Here is a 20,281-nt window from a genome sequence, read left to right as displayed (position 1 = left end):
GAACCAGCCCCTCTCAACCCGGATGAGGCAGGTGTGCAAGAGGCAAGGCCGAAGGGTCCTTGACCGTCGAGATTGCGAAGTTGCTGCGTATGTCTCCGACACCCGGTAGTTTCAGCAGTTTGTCCAGCAGCAGCGTCTCGTAGGCGGCCAGATCCGGTACTACCACCTGCAGCAGGAAGTCCGCCTCGCCCGAGACCAGATGGCAGGCAACGACTTCCGGCAGCTTGACCACCTCCTCTCGGAACGCCCGGGCCATTTCGTCATGGTGCTGCCTCACCTTGATCCCGACGAATACCGTGAGCCCCAACCCCACCCCACCCCGATCCAGCGCGGCGTGATAGCCCTGGATGATGCCCTTCTCCTCGAGCAGGCGCACACGACGCAGGCAAGGTGAGGGAGACAGGCCCACCTCTTCGGCCAGTTGCACGTTGGTCAATCGCGCATCGCGCTGCAGAGCAGAGAGGATCCGACGGTCCAGGTTGTCAAGTTTCATTCTTGGCATGATAGATAAGTCTGCAGCACATTTTCGTTAGTAATATGCCAAGAATACCCTCTAAACAGTCCCACTACGCAACACGCCTCGACACGACTTTCCTTATGCTTTAGTCGTCTGAAATCGATCAGGAGGTCGTGGCATGGAACACCTGGGCCTGTTCGTGGCCGCGCTGGCCATTGCCTACCTGGTGCCAGGGCCGGACATGGTACTGGTCATGCAGACTGCCAGCCGCCAGGGCCGAGGGCTTGCCTTGGCCACGGCATGCGGACTGGGGTTGGCGCGGGGTGCCCACGTGGCCCTGGCTGCGATGGGCCTGGCCGCCTTGCTGAAGGCTTCGCCGCTGCTGTTCGATTTCATGCGGGGAATAGGCGCCGCGTACCTGGTTTGGCTGGGCGCTCGGCTCGCCCGCGCCGATATATGGGAAGGCACCGCAAACCCTGCGCAGTCGCCACCACTTCCGCGCTCCTACCGCCTGGCATTCCAGCGCGGGCTGCTGACCAACATCGCCAATCCCAAGGCGCTGCTGTTCTGCTCGGTGCTGTTGCCGCAGTTCTTGCATGCCGACTCCGGCATGGTGACGTTGCAGTTTGCACTGCTCGGTATCGTGCTGGTGGGCGTCGGGCTGATCTTCGACCTGTGCTATACGGCGGTTGGCATGGCGCTGGGCCGCTGGATGGCACGTCATCCCCTGGCGCAACGCTTCCAGCGCTGGCTGTTCGCCATCTTGCTGATGGGGTTCGGCACCAAGCTGGCGTTGAGCAGTTGAAAGAGGGTGGCACGACATAGCCCCGATGTACCCGATCCACGCCCAGCCAGGCTGCTGCCCGGCGCACCGTCGCGATCAGGGCATCATCAATCAACCGAAGAGCCGCCACACCAGCGGCAGGAGCACCGCGGTGAAAATACCCGTGAGGCTCATGCCGAGCGAGGCGAAGGCGCCGGCGGTGGGGCCGAGTTCGAAGGCGCGCACGATGCCGATGGCATGGCCGTTGACGCCGAGGGCAAAGCCGAGCAGCCGCTTGTCATCGATCCTGAGCCACTTGGCCAGCAGCGAGACGAAGATGGTCGACATCACTCCGGTGATCAGCAGGCCGCCCAGCAACAGCGAGAGCGAGCCGCCGATCTGTTCGTTGATGCCCATGGCAATGGGCGCGGTGACCGACTTGGGCGCCAGCGAAGCCAGCACCATGGGCGGCGCTCCCAGCAGCCAGGCGATCAGCACGGCGTAGAGCGCCGCCAGGGCCGCGGCGAGAGGCACGCAGCACAGGATCGGCCTCCACAGGGCGAAGATGTGGTGGCGCTGCTGGTAGAGCGGCACCGCGAGCGCCACGGTGGCAGGGCCCAACAGCAGGGTCAGCCAGGCCACGTTGCGCCGATAGTCGACGTACTCGTAGCGCAGCAGCCACAGCGAAGCCGCCGTCAGCACGGCGCCGATCAGCACCGCCGGGCACCAACTCGGCCGGCCGAGCCGCTCGAACAGACGTACGCCGCCGAGGTAGGCCGCCAACGTCAGGGCGGCAGCCAGGATGGGGCTATCCAACAGCGATGCGTGCAGTTCGCTCATCCCTGGCGGCCCCGCGTATCGCTGTCCGTGGCCTCTCGCGGCATGAAGCGGCGCATCAGCCACAGCGTGGTCAGCACGCTGAGGAAGGTCCCGACCACCAGGGCCAGCATGATCGCCGTCCAGTGGCCGGCGAACTCGTCGATCACGAAGAACACGCCCACCACGCCGGGCATGATCAGCATGGCGAGCAGCGGTATCAGCGCCTGGCTGGCCGTGGCCACGCTCTCGTTGAGCCTGCGCCTCGCCAATAGCCAGGTCAGCAGCAACAGCAGCCCCGCCAGGGCATGGGAGACCGGCAGCGAGAGCAGCTCGACGATGGCATGGCCGAACAGTTGGAAGACGAGCAGCCACAGGAACCCGCGCAACAGCTTCATGCCATCTCCATTCGGCCCGGAAAGGTGTGTCCGCTGGTGGCTTGCGAAACGCCATGCAGTCAGGACAGGTACGTTGGGAAAGATTACCACGCTACCATTTGTACGGGGATGCCCCGGAGCTGCCCCCTTCCCACTCCTGGCATGCCCCGCCCCAGTAAGCGTTTACCTACCTGTCAGCCCCGTCACTGGGCGATGAACATATGCCGTCGCCCCATCACCCTCCCGTATGAGGCCTGGCATCAGACAAGGCTCGCTCGGCAAATATCCAGCCAGGCAACTGGGCGTGCTTCAGCCAGGGCAGCCTGGCCAGCAAGGCGATAAACGCCAGCGCGAAGCCAAGCCGAGCCCACAGCAGGCCAGAGAGGTCCGCCCCCATCAGCATGATCAGCAACGTATCCTCGATCAGGCTGTGGCAGAGGCCGAGGAAGCAGAGCGTGAGCAGGATGTCACGTGGGGTCAGGCGGCCCGAGCGCGCCTCGCGCAGCAGCAGCCCGGCACCGAAGGTGAGGCCCAGGGTAATGCCGATCACGGTGATGTTGGCGCCTGCCGGGCCGATACCCAGGAGTCGCAGCAGGGGGTAGAGCAGCTTGTGGATCAGCCGCTCGACGCCCAGCCAGTGCAGCAGCCTGAGCAAGCTCATCAGCGCGAAGATCACCACGAAGATGGTCGCCAGCGTCGTGGCCTGGCCCTGCAGCCAGGCAGTCAAAGTCGGCTCCTGGGCGGAAGGCTGCCACACCACGCGGTTGGCGTGCTGAAGCCAGTCGCCGAGCGAATAGCTCAGATGCAGCAACCAGCCCAGCAGCCAGGCGCCACCCACGCGCAGCAGCACGGTCAGCCACCAGGGCACGCCGGCCATGCGCGCCACCGCCCCTTCTATCGGCAGCGAGTGGCCCACGGCCATCAGCGCCCCCAGCACCGTCACCTGCGCCACGCTCAAGGGGGTGTCCCGCGTGACCTCGAAGAAGATCACCAGGCCGGTGTAGATGTTGGTCAACAGCGTGGCGGCCCATACCAGGCTCAGCGGCTCGGGCAGCCCCAGCGGTGCCATCAATGGCGCGAGCCAGTGGCCGAGCAGCTCGGTCATGCCCAGCATTTCGAGCGCCTTCACGATCAGCAGTGCCGGCACCATCACCTTGAGCAGGGTCCAGTAGACCTTCCATGCTTCGCGCAGCAAACTGCCCACCGTGCCGAGGAGTGAGGCAGGGCGTCGTTGTGTCATGGGTGATTCCATCAGTGGAGCAGCTGCCTAGTTTATCGCCAGGCACGTGCAATTGCTTGCCTAGCGCTACTCGTCCTTGGGTCCGATCCAGACGAAGGGGTTGTGGGCCACCTCCCAGAGATAGCCGTCCGGGTCGGCGAAGTACCCCGAGTAGCCGCCCCAGAACACCTTCTGGCCGGGCTTGACCAGCCTGGCGCCGGCGGCGACCGCCTGCTCCAGCAGCTCGTCGACTTCCGCCTCGGAGGCCAGGTTGTGCGCCAGGGCGATGCCGGTAAAACCGCTGCCCTCTGGCGAGACACCGGCATCCTCGGCCAGCGCCTCGCGGCCATAGAGCGCAAGCCAGGTACCGTCGAGGGTGAAGAAGGCGACCTCCGGCGGCGACTCCATGCGCGGCAGGCCCAGCCCCTCCTCGTAGAACCGGATCGACGCCGCAAGGTCGCGGACGCCGAGCGTGATCATGCTGATCCGTGGCTTCATGTCTCTCCTCCCCTGTCGTCTCCTGAGCAATACACGCCGCGCGTGGAGACAGCTAAGCTCTTAGCGTTCTCACCCGCAAGGATGCCGCATGGCCATGTCACACCACCGACTGACCTCCGCCAAGGACTGGCTCGACCGCCTGGACCGCTCGCGCCATGCCTTGACGCTGCTGTTCGCCCTGTCGATGCTCGAGACCCTGCTGATCCCGATCCCCATCGAGGTCATCCTGATCCCCTGGATGCTCTGCCATCCCAAGCGCAAGTGGACGATCGCCGGCGTGGCACTGGCCGGCAACCTGACGGCCGCCACGCTCGGTTACCTGCTGGGCGTCTCCGTCATGGAGCAATGGGGCGATCAGCTGATCGGCCTGTTCGGCAGCCAGGAGAGCTACGAGGCCTTTCGCTCACGGCTGCAGGAGGAGGGGTTCGTGGCCATTGCCACCATCGGGGTGGTGCCGGTGCCCTTCCAGATCGCCATGCTGGGCGCCGGCGCCAGCGGCTACCCCTTCCCGCTGTTCCTGCTGGCGGCCATGCTCGGCCGCGGGGTTCGCTACTTCGGCCTGGCGGCCCTGGTCGCCATCACCGGCGATGCCGCGCTGCGCCTGTGGCGGCGCCACTCCCGCTCGCTCGGCGTACTGGGCCTGGCGCTGTTCGGCCTGTGGGTATGGTACGAGGTAACGACCTAGCGGCCACGATCTCACTCCCGCCGAGCGACCAGCAACCCAACGCCGGCGCTGGCCAGCAAGGTGGCGCAGCTGCGGTTGAACAGTTGCCGCATGGCTGGGCGGGAGAACCACTGGCGCAGGAAGGCACCGACATAGGCATAACCGGCAATGGCGATCCACTCGAGCAGCAGGAACAACGCGCCGAGGATAGTAAATTGCAGGGCAATGTGACCGGCCGGGTCGACGAACTGCGGCAGAAAGGCGGTGAAGATCAATATCGCCTTGGGGTTGCCGGCGGCCAACAGGAACTCCTGACGCGCCAATCCCAGCAGGCTGCGCTGCCGGCCTTCGATCGCCTGCTCCTCGCCAGGTGCGGCGAACCACAACTGATAGGCCAGCCAGAACAGGTAAACTGCCCCCAGCAGCTTGACGGCAAGGAACAGCCTCTCCGAAGCGTACAGCAGCGTGGCAAGCCCGGAAGCCGCCAGCGCAATCATCATCATGAAAGCGACCAGACGACCGATGCCCGCCAGGCAGGCCACGTTCACGCCGTAGCGCTTGGCATTGCTCATGGAAAGCAGATTGTTGGGTCCCGGTGCCAGGTTCAGCGCGAAGCATGCCGGGATGAAGAGCCAGAGCGTCGTCAGATTCATGCCGCTTCCTCGTGTTGAGTCAGTCCATGCCTGCTGTGCCTGCCTCGGCAGCCAAGCGCTGCTGCCACTGCGCTCGCCGCATTCGCGACAGGCACACCGGCCGCTGGTGAAACTCGCACGTTTCGAAGCGTTCGAAGCCGACCTTCTCCGCCACCCGCAGCGAGGCCTTGTGCGCCGGTTCGACGATGGCGACCACCGAGTTGAAGCGGCGATCGTCGAAGGCATGGCCGAGCACCGCGATCGCGGCCTCGGTCGCCAGCCCCTGCCCCCAGTAACGCCGGGCAAGCCGGTAGCCCAGGCTCAACTCCGCAGTGCCCTTGACGCGTTCAGGGGATACGCCACAGAAGCCGACGAAATTCCGCTCGTCCTTGTCCACCAGCGCCAATGGCCCCGTGCGATGGTTGATGTAGCAGTCGAAGCACCAGTCGAGAAAGATCCGGGTCGCCGTCTGGTCGCAAACGCCGCGCAGCGAGTAGCGCATCACCTCGGGGTCGGCCAGCATCGCGGACAGCTCCGGCAAATCGCCGGTCGCCAGGGGGCGCAGCCGTAGACGCAGCGTTTCCAACTCGAACATCGTGCCCTCCCTGGCAGCATCACGGCTCGCAAACGGCTCTGGCGGAGATAGCCTGTCAGTTTAGACCAGGACCGGGCGACACGCGCCGGCCGCTTGGGGTTGCCGGCCTCATGAGGGATGCCGGACTCTCGTCGCGGCCGCCTGTGACGCCTGCGCATGCTGTCGCAGCAGCTCGAACTCCTCGTTGCTGACGACATTGCGCTCGGCGTCGAGAATATGGCCGCCAAGGGAGGCGATCGTCTGGGTGATCTGGATCAGCGTTTCGGGGTTGCGCGCCACGCTGCGCTTGCTGACGAAGTGGATCAGGATGGAGACACCGGGCACGGTGGGCTGGTCGTCGCCCTCGTGGATGGGTGGCAGAGTCCCGGGCGGCGACGAGTTGGCAATGGTCAGCTTGTAGCCGGCAAGGGAGTCGCGAATCTTGTAGACGCCCAGTTTGGCGTCATAGTTGGCGTTGTACTCCTTGAGCAGGCGAGCGAGGCGGCGGTTGGTGTCCAGCCCCGGCCAGTCGAGGATCACGAACAGGCACTGCTTGATGTCCTTGCCCGAGGCAATCTTGAAACGGTGCATCGGCTCCGGCACATCCGGCTCGGGCAGGGTTCCGGCTTCCGGCCGAGGCGCCTCCACCGCGCGGGAATCGGGGGCGGCCTCCGCCACGCGGCGCGTTGTCAGCGGCGCTTCCTCGAGCTCGCTGCGAGCACTGCGGCTCTTCACGAAGGCCACCATGCATACCATCGAGAGCAGCAACGCCACTCCCGCCACGATCAGTACCGCTACGACCGGATCCATCCTGCGTACCTCTGCCTTTAGCTGGCCCACGAGGCATTTCCAAGCACCGCGCCCTCTTCCGATCGCACGCGTCTACGTTCGTCCAGGCAACGCCGTGTCGGGCCATTTGTTATTGGCTCTACCTTACGCCGTTGCGTTTCGTATCGCTATATGCGCAATCAACGTTAACTCGCCCCTCCCCTCGTTCGGCCCGCCATGGGCTCCCCCACGGCGGCGATGGAGCGGTATCGCCGGCAGAGCGCAATGTGCCGTAGCAGGCGTTCCAGCGGCTTGCGTTGAAGAATTTCGATGGCAACCGCGGGTGGAAAACTCCATGCTCTAGGAAACGAAGCCACAGAGGAGCCACGCCCGCGAAGTGACACTGGCCGCCAGTGAGCCGGGACTGTCATACCACGGAACGATGTGAAGGCCAGTGTTGTAGGTGCCGTCAACTCAGGAGCGCTGCCCCGATGGTACGACTCGACAAGAAAGCCAAGCGGCTGTACGTGCTGGATACCAACGTCCTGCTCCACGACCCCGCTGCGCTGTATCAGTTCGAGGAACACGAGGTGGTCATTCCCATGACCGTGCTCGAGGAACTCGACAAGCACAAGAATGGCCTGCGCGAGATCGCTCGCACCGCCCGCCAGGTCAGCCGTACCCTCTCCGACCTCACCAACCAGGTCACCTTCGACGAAATTCAGCAAGGCATACCGATACCCCGAGCCGATGGCACCACCCTCGGCAAGCTACGTTTCCTCTGCTACCCCGAACTCGAACCGCTCGAGCATCTGGCGGAGAGCCCCGACAACGTACTGCTGGCCGAGACCTGCCGGCTACGCGACGAGCGCCCCGATGCCTCGGTGATCCTGGTCACCAAGGACATCAACCTGCGGGTGAAGGCCGCCGCCCTGCACGTGCCGGTGGAGGACTACCTGACCGACCGCGCCTTCAGCGACAGCGACGTCATGCTGGAGGGGGTACGCATCTATCCCGAAGCGGAGGGCGGCAGCGGCCCCTGGGATCAGATGGATGTCAATGTCGAGGTGGAGCGAGTCGACCACCACACCTTCTACCGGCTGCAGGGCGAGATACCCGGCGGCTGGCACCTGGGCATGCTGGTGTCCGACAGCGAGAACGGAGCCAGCTTCGAAGCTATCGTGCGCGAACTGGGGCCCAACCAGGCGCGGCTCCAGCTGTTGACCAACTACCGCCACAGGGACGGCGTCTGGGGTGTCCACGCCCACGACAGCCGCCAGAACTTCGCCCTCAACCTGCTGATGGATGACGATATCGACCTCGTCACCATTGCCGGCAGCGCCGGCACCGGCAAGACCTTCATGACGCTGGCGGCGGCCTTTCAGCAGACGCTCGACGCCAAGCGCTTCGAGCGCATCGTCTTCACCCGGGCGCCAATCTCGATGAGCGAGGACATCGGCTTTTTGCCCGGCACCGAGGAGGAGAAGATGTCGCCGTGGATGGGTGCCTTCCACGACAATATGGACAACCTGCTGCGCGACGAGCACGACGGCAGCACCAGTTGGAGCCAGGACGCCACGCGCACCCTGATCGGCTCACGCGTGCAGATCCGCGCCCCCGGCTTCATGCGCGGGCGCACCCTGAACGATACCTTCCTGATCATCGACGAGGCGCAGAACTTCACGCCCAAGCAGCTCAAGACCCTGCTCACCCGGGCCGGGCGCAACACCAAGATCGTCTGCCTGGGCAACGTCGGCCAGATCGACACGCCCTACCTCACCGCCAACACCTGCGGCATGGCGGCGGTGGTGCAGCGCTTCAGCAACTGGCCGCATGCCGGCCACGTGACGCTGCGCAGTGTCGAGCGCTCGCGACTGGCGCTGGCCGGCGAAGAACTGCTGTAGCTCGAGGCGGCCAGGCCCGGCAGCCGCCGGGCCTAGCCCAGCCAGAACCCCAGTAGCAGCAGCACCGCCACCCCCACCATCAGCGGCACGGCCAGGCGGGTGAAGACCCGCTCGGCGTGGGTCAGGCCGTCGAGCCAGTCGATGGCGCGATGCTCCCGCTCCACCAGGCGCGCGCGTAACCGCTGCCCGCTGGCCACAAGCCCGGCGCCTGCTCGCGTCAGCCCCGCCACCACTCGCCGCGCCAGGGCCGTGTAGCCCCACCACAGGTCGCCCGCGGGCAGGCGAGCCGCGACACCCCACTCGCCCGACCTGGCCCTGGCCGCCAGCAGCACCAGGCCCGCCAGGCCAAGCCCCAGGGCCACCGGCCACAGCAGCCCGGGCAGATCCTTCAGCGGTGGCCACTTGGCGCCGTCGATGGGAAGCCATAGCGGCACCGAGACCGCCGCCAGCACGGCGCCCAGCCAGGCCAGCGACATGGGCGCACGCCAGGGAAGGGAAGGCTCGCCCCGTCCCCGCCATTGGCGCCACAGCGCACGTGCCATGAGCAGGGTGCTGCCCACCGCCGCCAGGCTGAGCCAGCTCGTCAGCGCCGCGTACTCGCTCCCGTAGAGCGCCTCCTTGATGAACCCCTTGGCGACCAGCCCCGAGGTCAGCGCACCGCCCAGGGAGAGCGCCGGCACCGACAGCAGCGTCACGATCAGCCAGGCCGGCAGCCGCGGCGGATGCTCGCTGATGCCCACGCCGAGGAACAGGGCACCCTTGGTCATGCCGTGGTGAGCGGCGAAGAGCGTGACCGGCGCCAGCAGCGCCGGCCACAGCGCTGGCGCCGCCAGCCCCACGCCCACCAGGCTGGCCAGCATGCCCAGTTGGCTGACGCTGGAGTAGGCCAGCACCGCCTTGGGTTGGCGTTGGGTCACACCCAGCAGGGCGGCGACGAAGGCCCCCGCCAGCCCGGCCAGGACGATCGCCTCGCCGAGCCGGACCAGCCCCGCCTCGGGGACGCCCAGCGGCAGCGTGCTCAGCCAGCCCAGCACGCCGGCCTTGACCATCACCCCGCTGAGCACGGCGCTGGCCGGCGTTGGCGCCACCGGGTGCGCCAACGGCAGCCAGACGTGGAGCCCGATCACGCCGGCCTTGACGCCGAACCCCAGCCACAGCAGGGTGGCCATCCACGGCCCCTGTTCGGCCTCGACGATGGCCGCCCGCAGCTCGCTCAGGGTCAGCGCCTCCGCACTGCCCGCCGACCACAGCAGGCCGGCCAGGATGAGCCCCTCGCCGACGAGCGCCATGACGATGTAGGCCAGACCACCGAGCCTGGCGTCGCGGTCGCGGGCGTGCACCACCAGGCCGTAGGCGGCCAGGGTCATGGTGACGAAGCCCAGATAGAAGCTGGGGATGTCCTCGGCCAGGATCAGCAGCAGGTTGCCGGCCAGCGTCAGCGGCCACAGCAGCGTGAAGCCCAGCAGGCGGCCAACGGCATCCGCGTCGCCCTCCCCGGCCTGGCGCCGCTCGTGGGCCAGGTAGCCACGCGCATACCAGCCGGCCAGCAGCCACAGCAGGGCGCCGAACAGCAGCCACGGCCGGCGCGCCCCGTCGAGCTGCCATAGACCACCCAGCATCCAGCTCTGCATAGACAGTGCCAGCTCGCCGGGCCACAGCGCCAGCAGCAGGGCTGGCAGCGGTGCCGACAGCCACACCGCATCGAAAAGTTCCAGCCGCGGCCGGCCGCGGCGCGAGCCAAGCCGGGCCAGGGCCAGCCGCAGCCCGGCATAAAGCATCACCAGCAGCGGCCAGAGCGGCACCACAGCAAGCAGCAGGCTCATGGCAGGTACTCCTGCGTCGCCATGAAGGTCGCCAGGTCCAGCGGGCTGAAGGAAACCCCCGCCAGCAGCCCCACCAGGATGCTGAACAGCGCCGTGGCGGCAGTCGGCAGCAGCAGCCAGGCGCTGGTCTCGTAGCGCCCCAGGCGGCGCTCTTCCGGCCAGCGACCGAGCCCCTGCCGGAACCACAGCCGGTAAAGGATGGGCAGGAAGTAGGCGGCGTTCAGCAGGCTGCTAGTGACGATCACGCCGATCACCCAGGGCATGCCGGCCTGGACCGCCCCCAGCCCCAGGTACCATTTGGTGATGAAGCCAGCGACCGGCGGCAGGCCGATCATACCCAGCGCCCCCACGGTGAAGGCCAAGCTGGTGAGCGGCATGCGCCGCCCGGCGCCGTCGAGTTCGTCGATACGATGAACGCCGAGTTCCTCGGCGTAGTTGCCGGCACAGTAGAACAGGGTGACCTTCATCAGCCCCTGGTGCATCAGGTGGACGAGCCCGGCGATGGTGCCGAAGGGGCCGAACAGGCTGATGCCGAGCACGATATAGGAGACCTGGCTGACCGTGGAGTAGGCCAGCCGCGGCTTGAGCTCCTGCTGCGACAGGGCGCGCACCGAACCGTAGAGGATGGTGACGCAGGCAATCACGCCGAGCAGCATCAGCAGGCCGAGTTCGTGGACCAGCGAAATGCCGAAGACGTCGTACACCAGCCGCACGATGCCGAACGCCCCGGCCTTGACCACCGCCACCGCATGCAGCAGCGCGCTGACCGGCGCAGGCGCCACCATGGCCCGCGGCAGCCAGCCGTGCAGCGGTACCAGCGCCGCCTTGACCCCGAGGCCGACGAGCAGCACCAGGAACAGGACGGTCAGCATGGGATGGGCCTCGGGCCCCAGGTCGGCGAGCCTCTCGCGTTGCCCGAAGGCGACATCGCCCACCAGGGCGTGCAGCGCCACCACGCCGAGCAGCAACACCAGCCCGCCGGTCAGGGTGTAGCGAAGATAGACCTTGCCCGCGGCCAGCGCCTTGGCGTGGCCGCGGTGCACCACCAGCGGATAGGTGGAGAGCGTGAGCAGCTCGTAGAACAGCAGAAAGGTGAACAGGTTGCCGGCCAGGGCGATGCCGACGGTACTGGCCACGCAGAGGCTGAAGAAGCCGAAGAAGCGCTTGCGGTTGGGCGAATCCTCGAGATAGCCGATGGCGTAGACCGTGGTGGCCAGCCACAGCAACGACGAGAGGCCGGCGAACATCAGCCCCAGGGCATCGACCTGGAGCAGGAAGCTGGCGCCCTCCACCACCGTGAAGCCGAAACTGTAGTCACGCCCCTGATAGAACCCCAGCACCAGCAGCGCGACCAGCAGCAGCTTGAGCATGGCGGCCGCCAGGTTGACTGCCGCGCGCGCCCGCCAGGCCCGCTCTGGCAGGGCGAAGATCAGCGGTGCCACCAGCAGCGAGGTGGCCAGGGTGAAGACCGGCAGCCAGCCCTGGCTCATGGCTCGCCTCCCGCGCCGCGCAGCAGCGACAGCGGCCAGTCGGCCGCCAATCCCAGCAGCAGCGCCGCCAGCGCCAGCAGCAGGGCGATGAGCTCCATGCCCCAGGGCACCCGGCGATACTCGGATTCCGGGGCGTCCTCGATGAAGGAGTAACGAAAGATACGGAAGACATAGGCGGCGCTGAGCAGCGTGCCGATGGCGAGCACCGCCATCCAGGCCCAATGGCCGCCCGCCAACGCGGCATGCAGCAGCAGCCATTTGGCGGTGAAGCCCATGCTCGGCGGCAGCCCGACCAGGCTGATCGCCGCCATGCCGAAGCTGAGCAGGGAGAGCGGGAAGCGGCGGCTGGCACCGGCCAGCCCCTCCACCCGGGCTTCGCCGGTGGCGAGAATCAGGTTGCCCGCGGCCAGGAACATGGCCGCCTTGGCCAGGCCATGGGCGGCCAGCTGCAGCCAGGTGCCGTCCCAGGCCAGCGCGGCGACGGCCTTTCCGCTGCCGACCAGCAGCGGAAACGCCAGCAGCAGGTAACCCAGCTGCGACACGGTCGACCAGGCCACCACCTCCTTGAGCGTCGCCGCGCGCCAGGCCATCACACCGCCCCAGGTCACCGCCCCGGCCGCCATCACGCCTATCAGCGCAGCCGCCGACGCCGCTGCCGGCACCAGCACCAGCCACAGCTGCAGTGCGATGAAGAAGGAAGCCTTGACCACCAGGCCCGCGTGCAGCGCACTGATGGGGATCCAGGCCGCACCATGCACTGGCACCAACCAGGCGTGCAGGGGAAACACGGCGGCCTTGAGCAGCAAGCCCGCACTGAGCAGGGCCACGGCCACCCACGGCAAGGCGCCGGGTTCGGCCGCCTCGGCCAGGCCCGCCAGGTCCAGCCGCCCCCAGGCGCCCAGCAGCAGCGCACTGCCCAGCAGGTAAGCCAGCGACCCCACCAACGCCAGCAGCAGGTAGCGCAGCCCCGCCACCAGGGCGTCGGCCTTGCCCGGCAGCAGCAGCAGCCCCACCACGGCCAGCCCCATCACTTCCAGGCCGATGTACAGCAACAGCAGGTCTGCCGCCACCCAGATCAATGAGAGGCTGGCGGCCAGGACACCCAGCAGCGGCCAGAACCCGGCCTGGCCGCGACGGCTGGCCTGGGCCATCTCGCGCAGGTAGGACGGCGCATAGAGCGCACTGGCCAGGACGATCGCCTGGGTGAGCAGCAGCAGGACGAGCGTAAGGCCGTTGAGGCGCCAATGCAGCATCAGCGAGCCGACCTCGAACGTTCCCGACTGCCCCGGCCCGCCGGCCGATGCGGCTGTCAGCCAGCCCAGGGCCGACAGCGGCAGCAGCCCCACCAGGGCGACGGGCCAACCACGTGCGGGCCGCAGCACGCCGCCCAGCAGCCCGAGCAGCAGCGGCAGGCCGAGCACGGCGTAGAGCATCAGCGGAGCGTCGGCCTGCCCAGACAGGTCGGTGGCCAAGCCCAGGCGCTCGATCATGGCGCCCCGTCGCCGTGCGCCGATGCCGCCGCGCCGGGTGGCTCCAGGTCCTCGAGACGGCGGATCAGCAGCGCCCCTAGGGCCGTGCCCAGCAGCGCCACCAACAGGCCGGAGATGACCAGCCCATGGGCAGCCGCTCTGGCCCCGTCCCCGGCCAGGGACATGAGGAGCAGGAAAATTCCCGTGCCGATGACGTTGAAGGCCAGCAGGCGCCGCAGCAAGTGGCGATGCAGCGAGAAGGCCCACAGCCCAGCCCCGAGCAGGCCAAGCCCGGCGGGACGCAGCGCGTCCAGGAGGCTCACCTCCTGGGCAACGAGGGCCACGCCGATCAGGGTGGGAACCGCCGCGGCCGGCAGCAGGCATGCCAGGGCAGGCCGACAGGCCAGCGGTTCGGGGTCATACCGGCGGCCCCCGCGGGGCCTGGCCTGCAGCGACACCTCCAGGGCATGGAACAGGAAGGCTCCGGTCAGCACGGCTCCCAGCACCAGCTCGAGCAGCGCCAGCCACACCAGCCCAAGCCGGGCCCAGGCCAGCGCCACCGTCAGCGCAAAGAGCACGAACCCTATGCAGGCTCGCACCAGGCGACGTTCGAGCAGCGTCACCACCGCCAGCAGCAGCAAGGCCACGGCCAGCAGCGACTCACCGAATGGCGGCATACGCGACGCGCGCCTTAGTGGTGGTTTCGGTTGACGACCTCTTCGATCATGGCCTCGAGCTCATCGCCCGGCCCCTTGTCCAGCATGCCCTGCGCTTCATGGTAGAGACACAGGAAACGCTTGCAGGAGGCACAGAACACCTTGTCGTCGGGGTTATGAACCTTCGAGACACGATAGAGGTGGCTGCCGCAGTTCGGGCAGGCCACCGGCAGACGCAGCTCCTCGGAAATATCGGGCATCATCACGGTCTCCTTGTGCTGACTGGCCAGGTACCACCTGTACACCTTGGGATCGATCCCGCTCGACTCAACCCCGGGCTACGCCCGGGGAGCAGGACCCTGCTACCCCAAGCCTGTCAGAGTCCGAGCTCGTCTGCCACTTGGAATCCCTCCCCGCCGCGCAGGATGGCGCGTCACCGGGCTTCGGCGCACCTCAACCCGCCAGCCATAGCCCGACGTTGAGCAGCGCCAGGCTCGCCAGCAGCAGCACGACGTTGAGTCCCATCAAGGGCAGCAGCGGCGCCAGCTCGCCCTGCGCCACGCCCGCCGGCAAGCGCCACAGGCCACGCAGCAGCCACGCCAGGACCGGCAGCGCCAGCCACATCAGCCAGGCCGTGGTGGGCAACGCCCCGGCCCACCAGGCCAGGGGCACCACCGCGAAGGCGGCCGCCAGCAGCAGCGCCACCAGCCGGGCGGCCCGCAGCGGCCCCAGGCGGATCGCCAGATGATCGCGCCCCACCCGGCGGTCGGCGTCGATGTCGGGCACCTGGTTGATCAGCAACAGTGCGCTGACCATCAGCGTGGGCACCAGCGCTGCCGCCACCACCGTGGCCGACAGCGTGCCGGTCAGCGCCTGATGGGCGCCCGGTACCATCAGCAGGCCGAAACCCGCCCCCGGGGCGAGCAGGCAGAGCCAGGGCCGGCGCGTCAGCCAACCGGTGTAGGCCAGCACCAGGCCGAGCCCCGCCAGGCCATACAGCAGCATCACCGGCCCCGCCCGCCACAGGAACCAGGCACCGATCAGCATCACCCCCGCCAGGCAGGCCCAGGCCGCCACCCGCACGGCACGGGCGGCCTCGGGCCGCTCGGGCAGCGCGCCGCTGCCGCCGGAGAACGGTGTGCGCTCGGTCAGCGCATCGAGGCCGGAGTGAAAGTCGTGGTGCTCATTGAACAGGTTCACCGCGGCATGGGCCAGCAGCGCGCCGAACAGTACCAGCAGCGCATCGAGCGGGGCGAACGCCAGGCCTTCTGCCCAGGCCGCGGTCATCGCCAGGCCCGCGCACAGCGGCGCCAGGACCAGGAAGTTCGGCCGGCTGCTGCGCAGGCAGGTCCGTATCAGGGAGGCCTCGGCCGTGGCGTCGCTCACCGCATTCAGCCCAGCCGTGCGTTCAGCCAGTCGGCGATGTCACCCACCTGCTGCGGGCACACCGCGTGGGCCATGGGATAGGTCTGGTAGTGCACCGCGTAACCCAACGCCTGCAGGCGCTGGTAGGCCGCCTTGCCCAGCGACTCGGGTACCACCGGGTCGAAGGTGCCGTGGTGAATCTCGATCGGCAGTTCGCGGTTGGCCTCGGCCAGCGCGACGGTCTCGGCGGTGGCGAAGTAGGTGGACATGGCCAGCAGCCCGCCCAGCGGGGCGTCGAACGAAAGCGCGGCCTGATAGGCCACCGCCCCACCCTGGGAGAAACCGGCGAGGATGATACGCCGGCTGTCGATGCCGTGGCCGATCTGCTCCTGCATCAGCGCCTGGATGCGCTCGGCGGAGGCCACCAGCTGCGCCGTGTCGACGCGCCGGTCGAGGCTCATCTCGTGGATGTCGTACCATGCCGGCATCACCATGCCGCCGTTGATCGTCACCGGCAGCCGCGGCGCATGGGGCAGGATGAAGCGAACGTCGAGTCCCGCTTTCAGCGGCAGCGCCGGCACCAGGGGCTCGAAGTCATGCCCATCGGCGCCCAGGCCGTGCAGGATGAAGACACAGGCATCGGCCGCGCGACCGCTCTTCGGCTCGATGATCAGTTCGCCGGGGTGGCTCATGGCTGGCTTCCTTCGTCGCAGTCTGCAAAGCCGACACCCTACCGCAAAGCCATGACGACGGCGAGAGCGACGCGCCTCAGAAAGGCCACACCAGGGGAATCAGCACCAGCGCCACCGCCGCGGTGGTCAGGTTGAGCAGCCCTCCCACGCGCAGGAAGTCGCCGAAGCGGTAGCCGCCGGGGCCGAGCACCATCAGGTTGGTCTGGTAGCCGATCGGCGTGAGGAAGCTGGCCGAGGCGGCAAACATCACCGCCACCACGTAGGGCATCGGATTGACGCCGAGCGCCTCGGCGCCGGCCATGACCACCGGGAAGGTGATGACCGCCGCGGCATTATTGGTAATGACCGAGGTGAGCAGGCTCACCAGCACGTAGACCGCCACCAGCAGCGCCCAGGGGGAACTGCCCGCCAGCCCCAACACGCCGCTGGCCAGGGCCTGCGCCGCGCCGGAGTGCTCCAGCGCGGCACCCAGGCCGAAGGAGGCGGCGATGGTCAGCAATACCTGGGTATCGAGTCCCCGCTTGGCCGCACCCACCGAGCAGCAGCCGGTGATGAGCGCCGCTGCCGCGCCCAGCATGGCGGCGTTCATCATGCTCATCACGCCGAGGGTGGCGAGCGCGACCACTGCGGCGAGAATGCTCCAGGCGAGCCAGGCCTTCTCGTGGTTGGGACGCGCCTGGCCGTTGACCTGGCTGATCAGCAGGAAATCGCGAGACTGCCGATGGCGCTCGATGAACGGGGGGCGCACCTCCAGCAGCAACACGTCGGCGGGCTGCAGGCGCACTTGCCCCAAGTTGCCGGCGACCCGCTCGCCGCCGCGACATACCGCCAGCACGGCAGCGCCGTAGAGGGTGCGGAAGTGGCCGTCGCGAATGCGCTGGCCGACAAACTGGCATTGATCCGACACCACCGCCTCCACCAGGCGGCGCTCCTTGAACTCCTTCTCCAGGCTCGACTCGCCATGCCGCGACGGCACCAGGCCACGCATCTGCTGCAGCTCCACCGCTCCTTCGCTGGTCCCGGCGAACACCAGCCGGTCGCCACCCTTGAGTCGCTCCCCGGGGCCCACCACGCTGACCACGTTGCCGTCGCGCTCGATCTCTACCAGGAACAGTTCCTGCAGGTGGCGCAGCCCGGCCTCCTCCACGCTGCGGTTGACCAGCGGCCCGGCGGGATCGACCTCCATCTCGATGGTGTACTCGCGCGGGTTGGCGAAGGGGCTGGCCACGTCGCGTCGTGCCGGTAGCAGGCGCGGCGCCATCAGCAGCAGGTAGAGCAACCCGGCCACCGCCACCGGCACCCCGACCCAGGCGATGTCGAACAGCCCCATGTCCAGGTCGGGGCGGCGTTCGACCAGTAACCCATGCACCACCAGGTTGGTGCTGGTACCGAACAGGGTAATGGTGCCACCTAGAATGGAAGCGAAGCTGAGCGGCATCAGCAGGCGATGGGCAGACAGCTGCAGGCGTCGGCTCCAGCTCAGCACCGCGGGGATGAAGGTGGCGACCACGGGCGTGTTGTTGAGGAAACCGCTCAGGCTCGCCACTGGCAGCAGCAGCCGCGCCATGGCGCGACCCTCGCTACGGGGCCGGCCGAGCACGTGACGAATGATCAGGTCGATGCCGCCGGTCTCGCGGATACTGGCCACCAGCACGTACATGAAGGCCACGGTGAACAGGCCGGTGCTGGAGAAGCCGCCCAAGGCCTGGGCCGGATCGATCACGCCGAGGGTCAGCAGCAGGATGACCGCCCCCAGCAGGACGATGTCGGGGCCGAGGCGGGAGAAGGCCATCAGGGGGAAAACGACAAGGACGACGGCGAGGGAGATCCAGGCATCCAGCGGCATGGTCGAGGGTTCCGTTCACAGGGAGCTGAGTCCATTGTGACGGCAGCCTCATATTCTAAAAAGTTATTTTTAGAAATCCATTAAGATCCAAATTGAATATGACCCAGGCGTGCAGAAATGCAAAAGGCCCGCTTGCGCGGGCCTTTTCGCCACCGAGGTGGCACATCAGATCAGGGCAAGCTGAAGCTTAGCCGATGACCTTGATGTTGGAAGCCTGGAGGCCTTTCTTGCCCTGAGTGACGTCGAAGGAGACCTTCTGACCGTCCTGCAGAGTCTTGAAGCCGTCAGCCTGGATCTCGGAGAAGTGAGCGAACAGGTCGTCGCCGTTGTCGTCCGGAGAGATGAAGCCGAAGCCCTTGGTGTCGTTGAACCACTTGACAGTACCGGTAGCCATTATCGAATTCCTCTAATAGCATTGATTTTCCGGGAAATACCCGAGTTGCAGTGGGTAAAACAAGAAACTTTTCACCGGGAAATCAAGACGCCATGAGCGTTTCGATGACCACCTGCGATGTTCGACTTGCTAACCAACTGCACGCATCTTGCTCTGTTCAGGCACCCACGTCAAATACTATTTTGCGTCGATGACGTAATTTTTACCTACTCCCCTTCCTCACCCGCCCGTGAGAATCCAGCCCGCTGCCTTCTCGGCAATCATCAGTGTCGGCGAGTTGGTGTTGCCGCTGGTGATGGTGGGCATGATGCTGGCATCCACCACCCGCAGCCCCTCGATGCCGCGCACGCGCAGGTGCGAGTCCACCACCGCCATGGGGTCGTCGTCGCGCCCCATCCTGGCCGTGCCCACCGGATGAAAGATGGTGGTGCCGATGTCGCCGGCCAGCCGTGCCAGCTCGTCGTCGCTCTGGTACTGCACGCCGGGCTTGACCTCCTCGGGGCGGTACTTGGCAAAGGCCGGCTGCTCGGCGATGCGCCGGGTGACCCGCAGCGAGTCTGCCGCCACCTTGCGATCCTCTTCGGTACTGAGGTAGTTGGGCGCGATGGCCGGGGCCTGGCGCGGGTCGCGGCTCTTGATGCGCACGCTGCCGCGGCTGGTGGGGTTGAGGTTGCACACGCTGGCGGTGATCGCCGGGTAGTCGTGCAGCGGCTGGCCGAAGGCCTCCAGGCTCAACGGCTGGACGTGGTACTCGATGTTGGGGTGTGTGTACTCGTCGCTGCTGCGGGTGAAGATGCACAACTGCGAAGGCGCCATGCTCATGGGCCCGGTGCGGCGCAGCAGGTATTCGACGCCGATGGCCGCCTTGCCCAGCCACGAGGCGGCCAGGGTGTTGAGGGTCTTGGCGCCGGTGACCCTGTAGACCGAGCGGATCTGCAGGTGATCCTGCAGGTTCTCGCCGACGCCGGGAAGCTCGTGCACCAGCGGGATGTCGTGCTCGGCGAGCAGCCCCGCCGGGCCGATGCCGGAGAGCTGCAGCAGCTGAGGCGAGCCGATGGCGCCGGCGGCCAGGATCACCTCGCGCCTGGCCTTGACCTGGGTAACGGCACCGTCACGTTCGAGCTCGACCCCGCTGGCGCGGGGCTTGCCGCCGCTGCCTTCCTCGAACAGCAGTCGATGCACCTGGGCGGAGTGCCATAGCGTGAAGTTGCTGCGCTTCTCGCACACCGGGCGCAAGAAGGCCTTGGCCGCGTTCCAGCGCCAGCCCGAGCGCTGGTTGACCTCGAAATAGTCGACGCCCTCGTTGTCGCCGCGGTTGAAGTCTCGCGTACGCGGGATGCCCGCCTGCACCGCGGCTTCGGCGAAGTCGTCGAGCACTTCCCACTTGAGACGCTGCTTCTCGATGCGCCATTCGCCGCCGTGGCCGTGAAAGTCGCGGTGGGCGGCATCGGCGTCGCCGCCCTCGTCCAGGCGGTAGTGGTCCTCGTGCTTCATGAAGTCGGGCAGGCAGTTCTCCCAGCGCCAGTCGTCGTCGCCCACCTGCTCGGCCCAGCCGTCGTAGTCGCGGGCCTGGCCGCGCATGTAAAGCATGCCGTTGATGCTGGAGCAGCCGCCCAGGGTCTTGCCGCGCGGGTAGATCAGCGAGCGCCCGTTGAGCCCCTCGTCGGGCTCGGTCTTGAAGCACCAGTCGATGCGCGGGTTGTTGATGCAGTAGAGGTAGCCCACCGGGATGTGCACCCAGTGGTAGTTGTCGCGCCCGCCCGCCTCGATCAGCAGCACCCGGTTGGCCGGGTCGGCGCTGAGGCGGTTGGCCAGCAGGCAGCCGGCAGTGCCGGCGCCCACCACGATGTAGTCGAATTCCTGCTCTGCCATGA

The 20,281-nt window shown here is 67.3% G+C and carries 21 protein-coding genes; 3 read left to right on the top strand and 18 right to left on the bottom strand.

Annotated features, from left to right (window positions below; genetic code table 11):
- Positions 1-13: 13 nt before the first annotated feature.
- Positions 14-493, bottom strand: coding sequence for an Lrp/AsnC family transcriptional regulator (locus I4484_RS05650; RefSeq protein ID WP_330932859.1), 480 nt, complete (start codon positions 491-493; stop codon positions 14-16).
- A gap of 142 nt (positions 494-635) precedes the next feature.
- On the opposite strand from I4484_RS05650, the gene I4484_RS05645 reads away from it, so the two are divergent.
- Positions 636-1,262, top strand: a complete 627-nt coding sequence (locus I4484_RS05645) for a LysE family translocator (RefSeq protein ID WP_197450012.1) — start codon at positions 636-638, stop codon at positions 1,260-1,262.
- Positions 1,263-1,352: 90 nt separating this feature from the next.
- Here the strand turns inward: I4484_RS05645 and I4484_RS05640 are convergent, their stop codons facing one another.
- From I4484_RS05640 to I4484_RS05625, 4 genes are all read right to left on the bottom strand, one after another.
- Entirely contained in the window at positions 1,353-2,060 is a 708-nt protein-coding gene (locus I4484_RS05640) for an LrgB family protein (RefSeq protein ID WP_197450011.1), read from the bottom strand.
- The gene (locus I4484_RS05635; RefSeq protein ID WP_197450010.1) at positions 2,057-2,434 is read right to left on the bottom strand and encodes a CidA/LrgA family protein; all 378 of its coding nucleotides are present in this window, start codon (positions 2,432-2,434) and stop codon (positions 2,057-2,059) included. The genes I4484_RS05640 and I4484_RS05635 overlap by 4 nt, the downstream gene beginning before the upstream one ends.
- A gap of 214 nt (positions 2,435-2,648) precedes the next feature.
- On the bottom strand, positions 2,649-3,653 hold the full coding sequence (locus I4484_RS05630; protein WP_234283566.1) for a nucleoside recognition domain-containing protein: 1,005 nt from the start codon (positions 3,651-3,653) through the stop codon (positions 2,649-2,651).
- 66 nt (positions 3,654-3,719) lie between these two features.
- Entirely contained in the window at positions 3,720-4,130 is a 411-nt protein-coding gene (locus I4484_RS05625) for a VOC family protein (protein WP_197450009.1), read from the bottom strand.
- 88 nt (positions 4,131-4,218) lie between these two features.
- Between I4484_RS05625 and I4484_RS05620 the strand changes: the two genes are divergently transcribed.
- Complete coding sequence (locus I4484_RS05620) at positions 4,219-4,815, top strand: YqaA family protein (RefSeq protein WP_254799126.1); 597 nt, start codon at positions 4,219-4,221, stop codon at positions 4,813-4,815.
- 11 nt (positions 4,816-4,826) lie between these two features.
- On the opposite strand, the gene I4484_RS05615 is transcribed toward I4484_RS05620, so the two are convergent.
- The 3 genes from I4484_RS05615 to I4484_RS05605 all read right to left on the bottom strand — a co-directional run bounded on the left by I4484_RS05615 (position 4,827) and on the right by I4484_RS05605 (position 6,810).
- A complete protein-coding gene (locus I4484_RS05615; RefSeq protein WP_197450008.1) occupies positions 4,827-5,447 on the bottom strand; it encodes a LysE family translocator in 621 nt (206 codons plus the stop codon).
- A 19-nt stretch (positions 5,448-5,466) separates the two neighbouring features.
- On the bottom strand, positions 5,467-6,021 hold the full coding sequence (locus I4484_RS05610) for a GNAT family N-acetyltransferase (RefSeq protein ID WP_197450007.1): 555 nt from the start codon (positions 6,019-6,021) through the stop codon (positions 5,467-5,469).
- Positions 6,022-6,129: 108 nt separating this feature from the next.
- Entirely contained in the window at positions 6,130-6,810 is a 681-nt protein-coding gene (locus tag I4484_RS05605) for a cell division protein ZipA C-terminal FtsZ-binding domain-containing protein (protein WP_197450006.1), read from the bottom strand.
- Positions 6,811-7,259: 449 nt separating this feature from the next.
- Between I4484_RS05605 and I4484_RS05600 the strand changes: the two genes are divergently transcribed.
- On the top strand, positions 7,260-8,672 hold the full coding sequence (locus I4484_RS05600) for a PhoH family protein (protein WP_197450005.1): 1,413 nt from the start codon (positions 7,260-7,262) through the stop codon (positions 8,670-8,672).
- Between the two features lie 32 nt (positions 8,673-8,704).
- On the opposite strand, the gene I4484_RS05595 is transcribed toward I4484_RS05600, so the two are convergent.
- The 10 genes from I4484_RS05595 to I4484_RS05550 form a co-directional block, all read right to left on the bottom strand.
- Entirely contained in the window at positions 8,705-10,495 is a 1,791-nt protein-coding gene (locus I4484_RS05595; protein WP_197450004.1) for a complex I subunit 5 family protein, read from the bottom strand.
- Positions 10,492-11,985 (bottom strand): proton-conducting transporter membrane subunit, encoded by a 1,494-nt coding sequence (locus I4484_RS05590; protein ID WP_197450003.1) that lies wholly within the window; start codon positions 11,983-11,985, stop codon positions 10,492-10,494. Before I4484_RS05590 ends, I4484_RS05595 begins: the two co-directional genes overlap by 4 nt.
- On the bottom strand, positions 11,982-13,475 hold the full coding sequence (locus tag I4484_RS05585; RefSeq protein ID WP_197450002.1) for a complex I subunit 5 family protein: 1,494 nt from the start codon (positions 13,473-13,475) through the stop codon (positions 11,982-11,984). Before I4484_RS05585 ends, I4484_RS05590 begins: the two co-directional genes overlap by 4 nt.
- Positions 13,472-14,131 (bottom strand): hypothetical protein, encoded by a 660-nt coding sequence (locus tag I4484_RS05580; protein ID WP_197450001.1) that lies wholly within the window; start codon positions 14,129-14,131, stop codon positions 13,472-13,474. The genes I4484_RS05585 and I4484_RS05580 overlap by 4 nt, the downstream gene beginning before the upstream one ends.
- 14 nt (positions 14,132-14,145) lie before the next feature.
- Positions 14,146-14,370 carry a hypothetical protein gene (locus tag I4484_RS05575; RefSeq protein WP_234283567.1) on the bottom strand — a complete coding sequence of 75 codons (225 nt, stop codon included), beginning with the start codon at positions 14,368-14,370 and terminating at the stop codon, positions 14,146-14,148.
- Between the two features lie 193 nt (positions 14,371-14,563).
- Positions 14,564-15,496, bottom strand: coding sequence for a prenyltransferase (locus I4484_RS05570; RefSeq protein WP_197449999.1), 933 nt, complete (start codon positions 15,494-15,496; stop codon positions 14,564-14,566).
- A gap of 5 nt (positions 15,497-15,501) precedes the next feature.
- Positions 15,502-16,167, bottom strand: a complete 666-nt coding sequence (locus I4484_RS05565) for an alpha/beta hydrolase (protein WP_197449998.1) — start codon at positions 16,165-16,167, stop codon at positions 15,502-15,504.
- A 76-nt stretch (positions 16,168-16,243) separates the two neighbouring features.
- Positions 16,244-18,013, bottom strand: a complete 1,770-nt coding sequence (locus I4484_RS05560) for an SLC13 family permease (RefSeq protein WP_197449997.1) — start codon at positions 18,011-18,013, stop codon at positions 16,244-16,246.
- A gap of 187 nt (positions 18,014-18,200) precedes the next feature.
- Positions 18,201-18,407: a cold-shock protein gene (locus I4484_RS05555; RefSeq protein ID WP_010629501.1), complete on the bottom strand. Its 207-nt coding sequence runs from the start codon at positions 18,405-18,407 to the stop codon at positions 18,201-18,203.
- A gap of 219 nt (positions 18,408-18,626) precedes the next feature.
- Positions 18,627-20,279 (bottom strand): GMC family oxidoreductase, encoded by a 1,653-nt coding sequence (locus I4484_RS05550; RefSeq protein ID WP_197449996.1) that lies wholly within the window; start codon positions 20,277-20,279, stop codon positions 18,627-18,629.
- Positions 20,280-20,281 lie beyond the last annotated feature (2 nt).

The sequence above is a fragment of the Halomonas sp. SS10-MC5 genome, assembly GCF_015992245.1.
Classification (GTDB): Bacteria; Pseudomonadota; Gammaproteobacteria; order Pseudomonadales; family Halomonadaceae; genus Halomonas; species Halomonas sulfidoxydans.
Note: the sequence above shows the minus strand (reverse complement) of the source record. Positions and strands in the feature narration are given on the sequence as shown.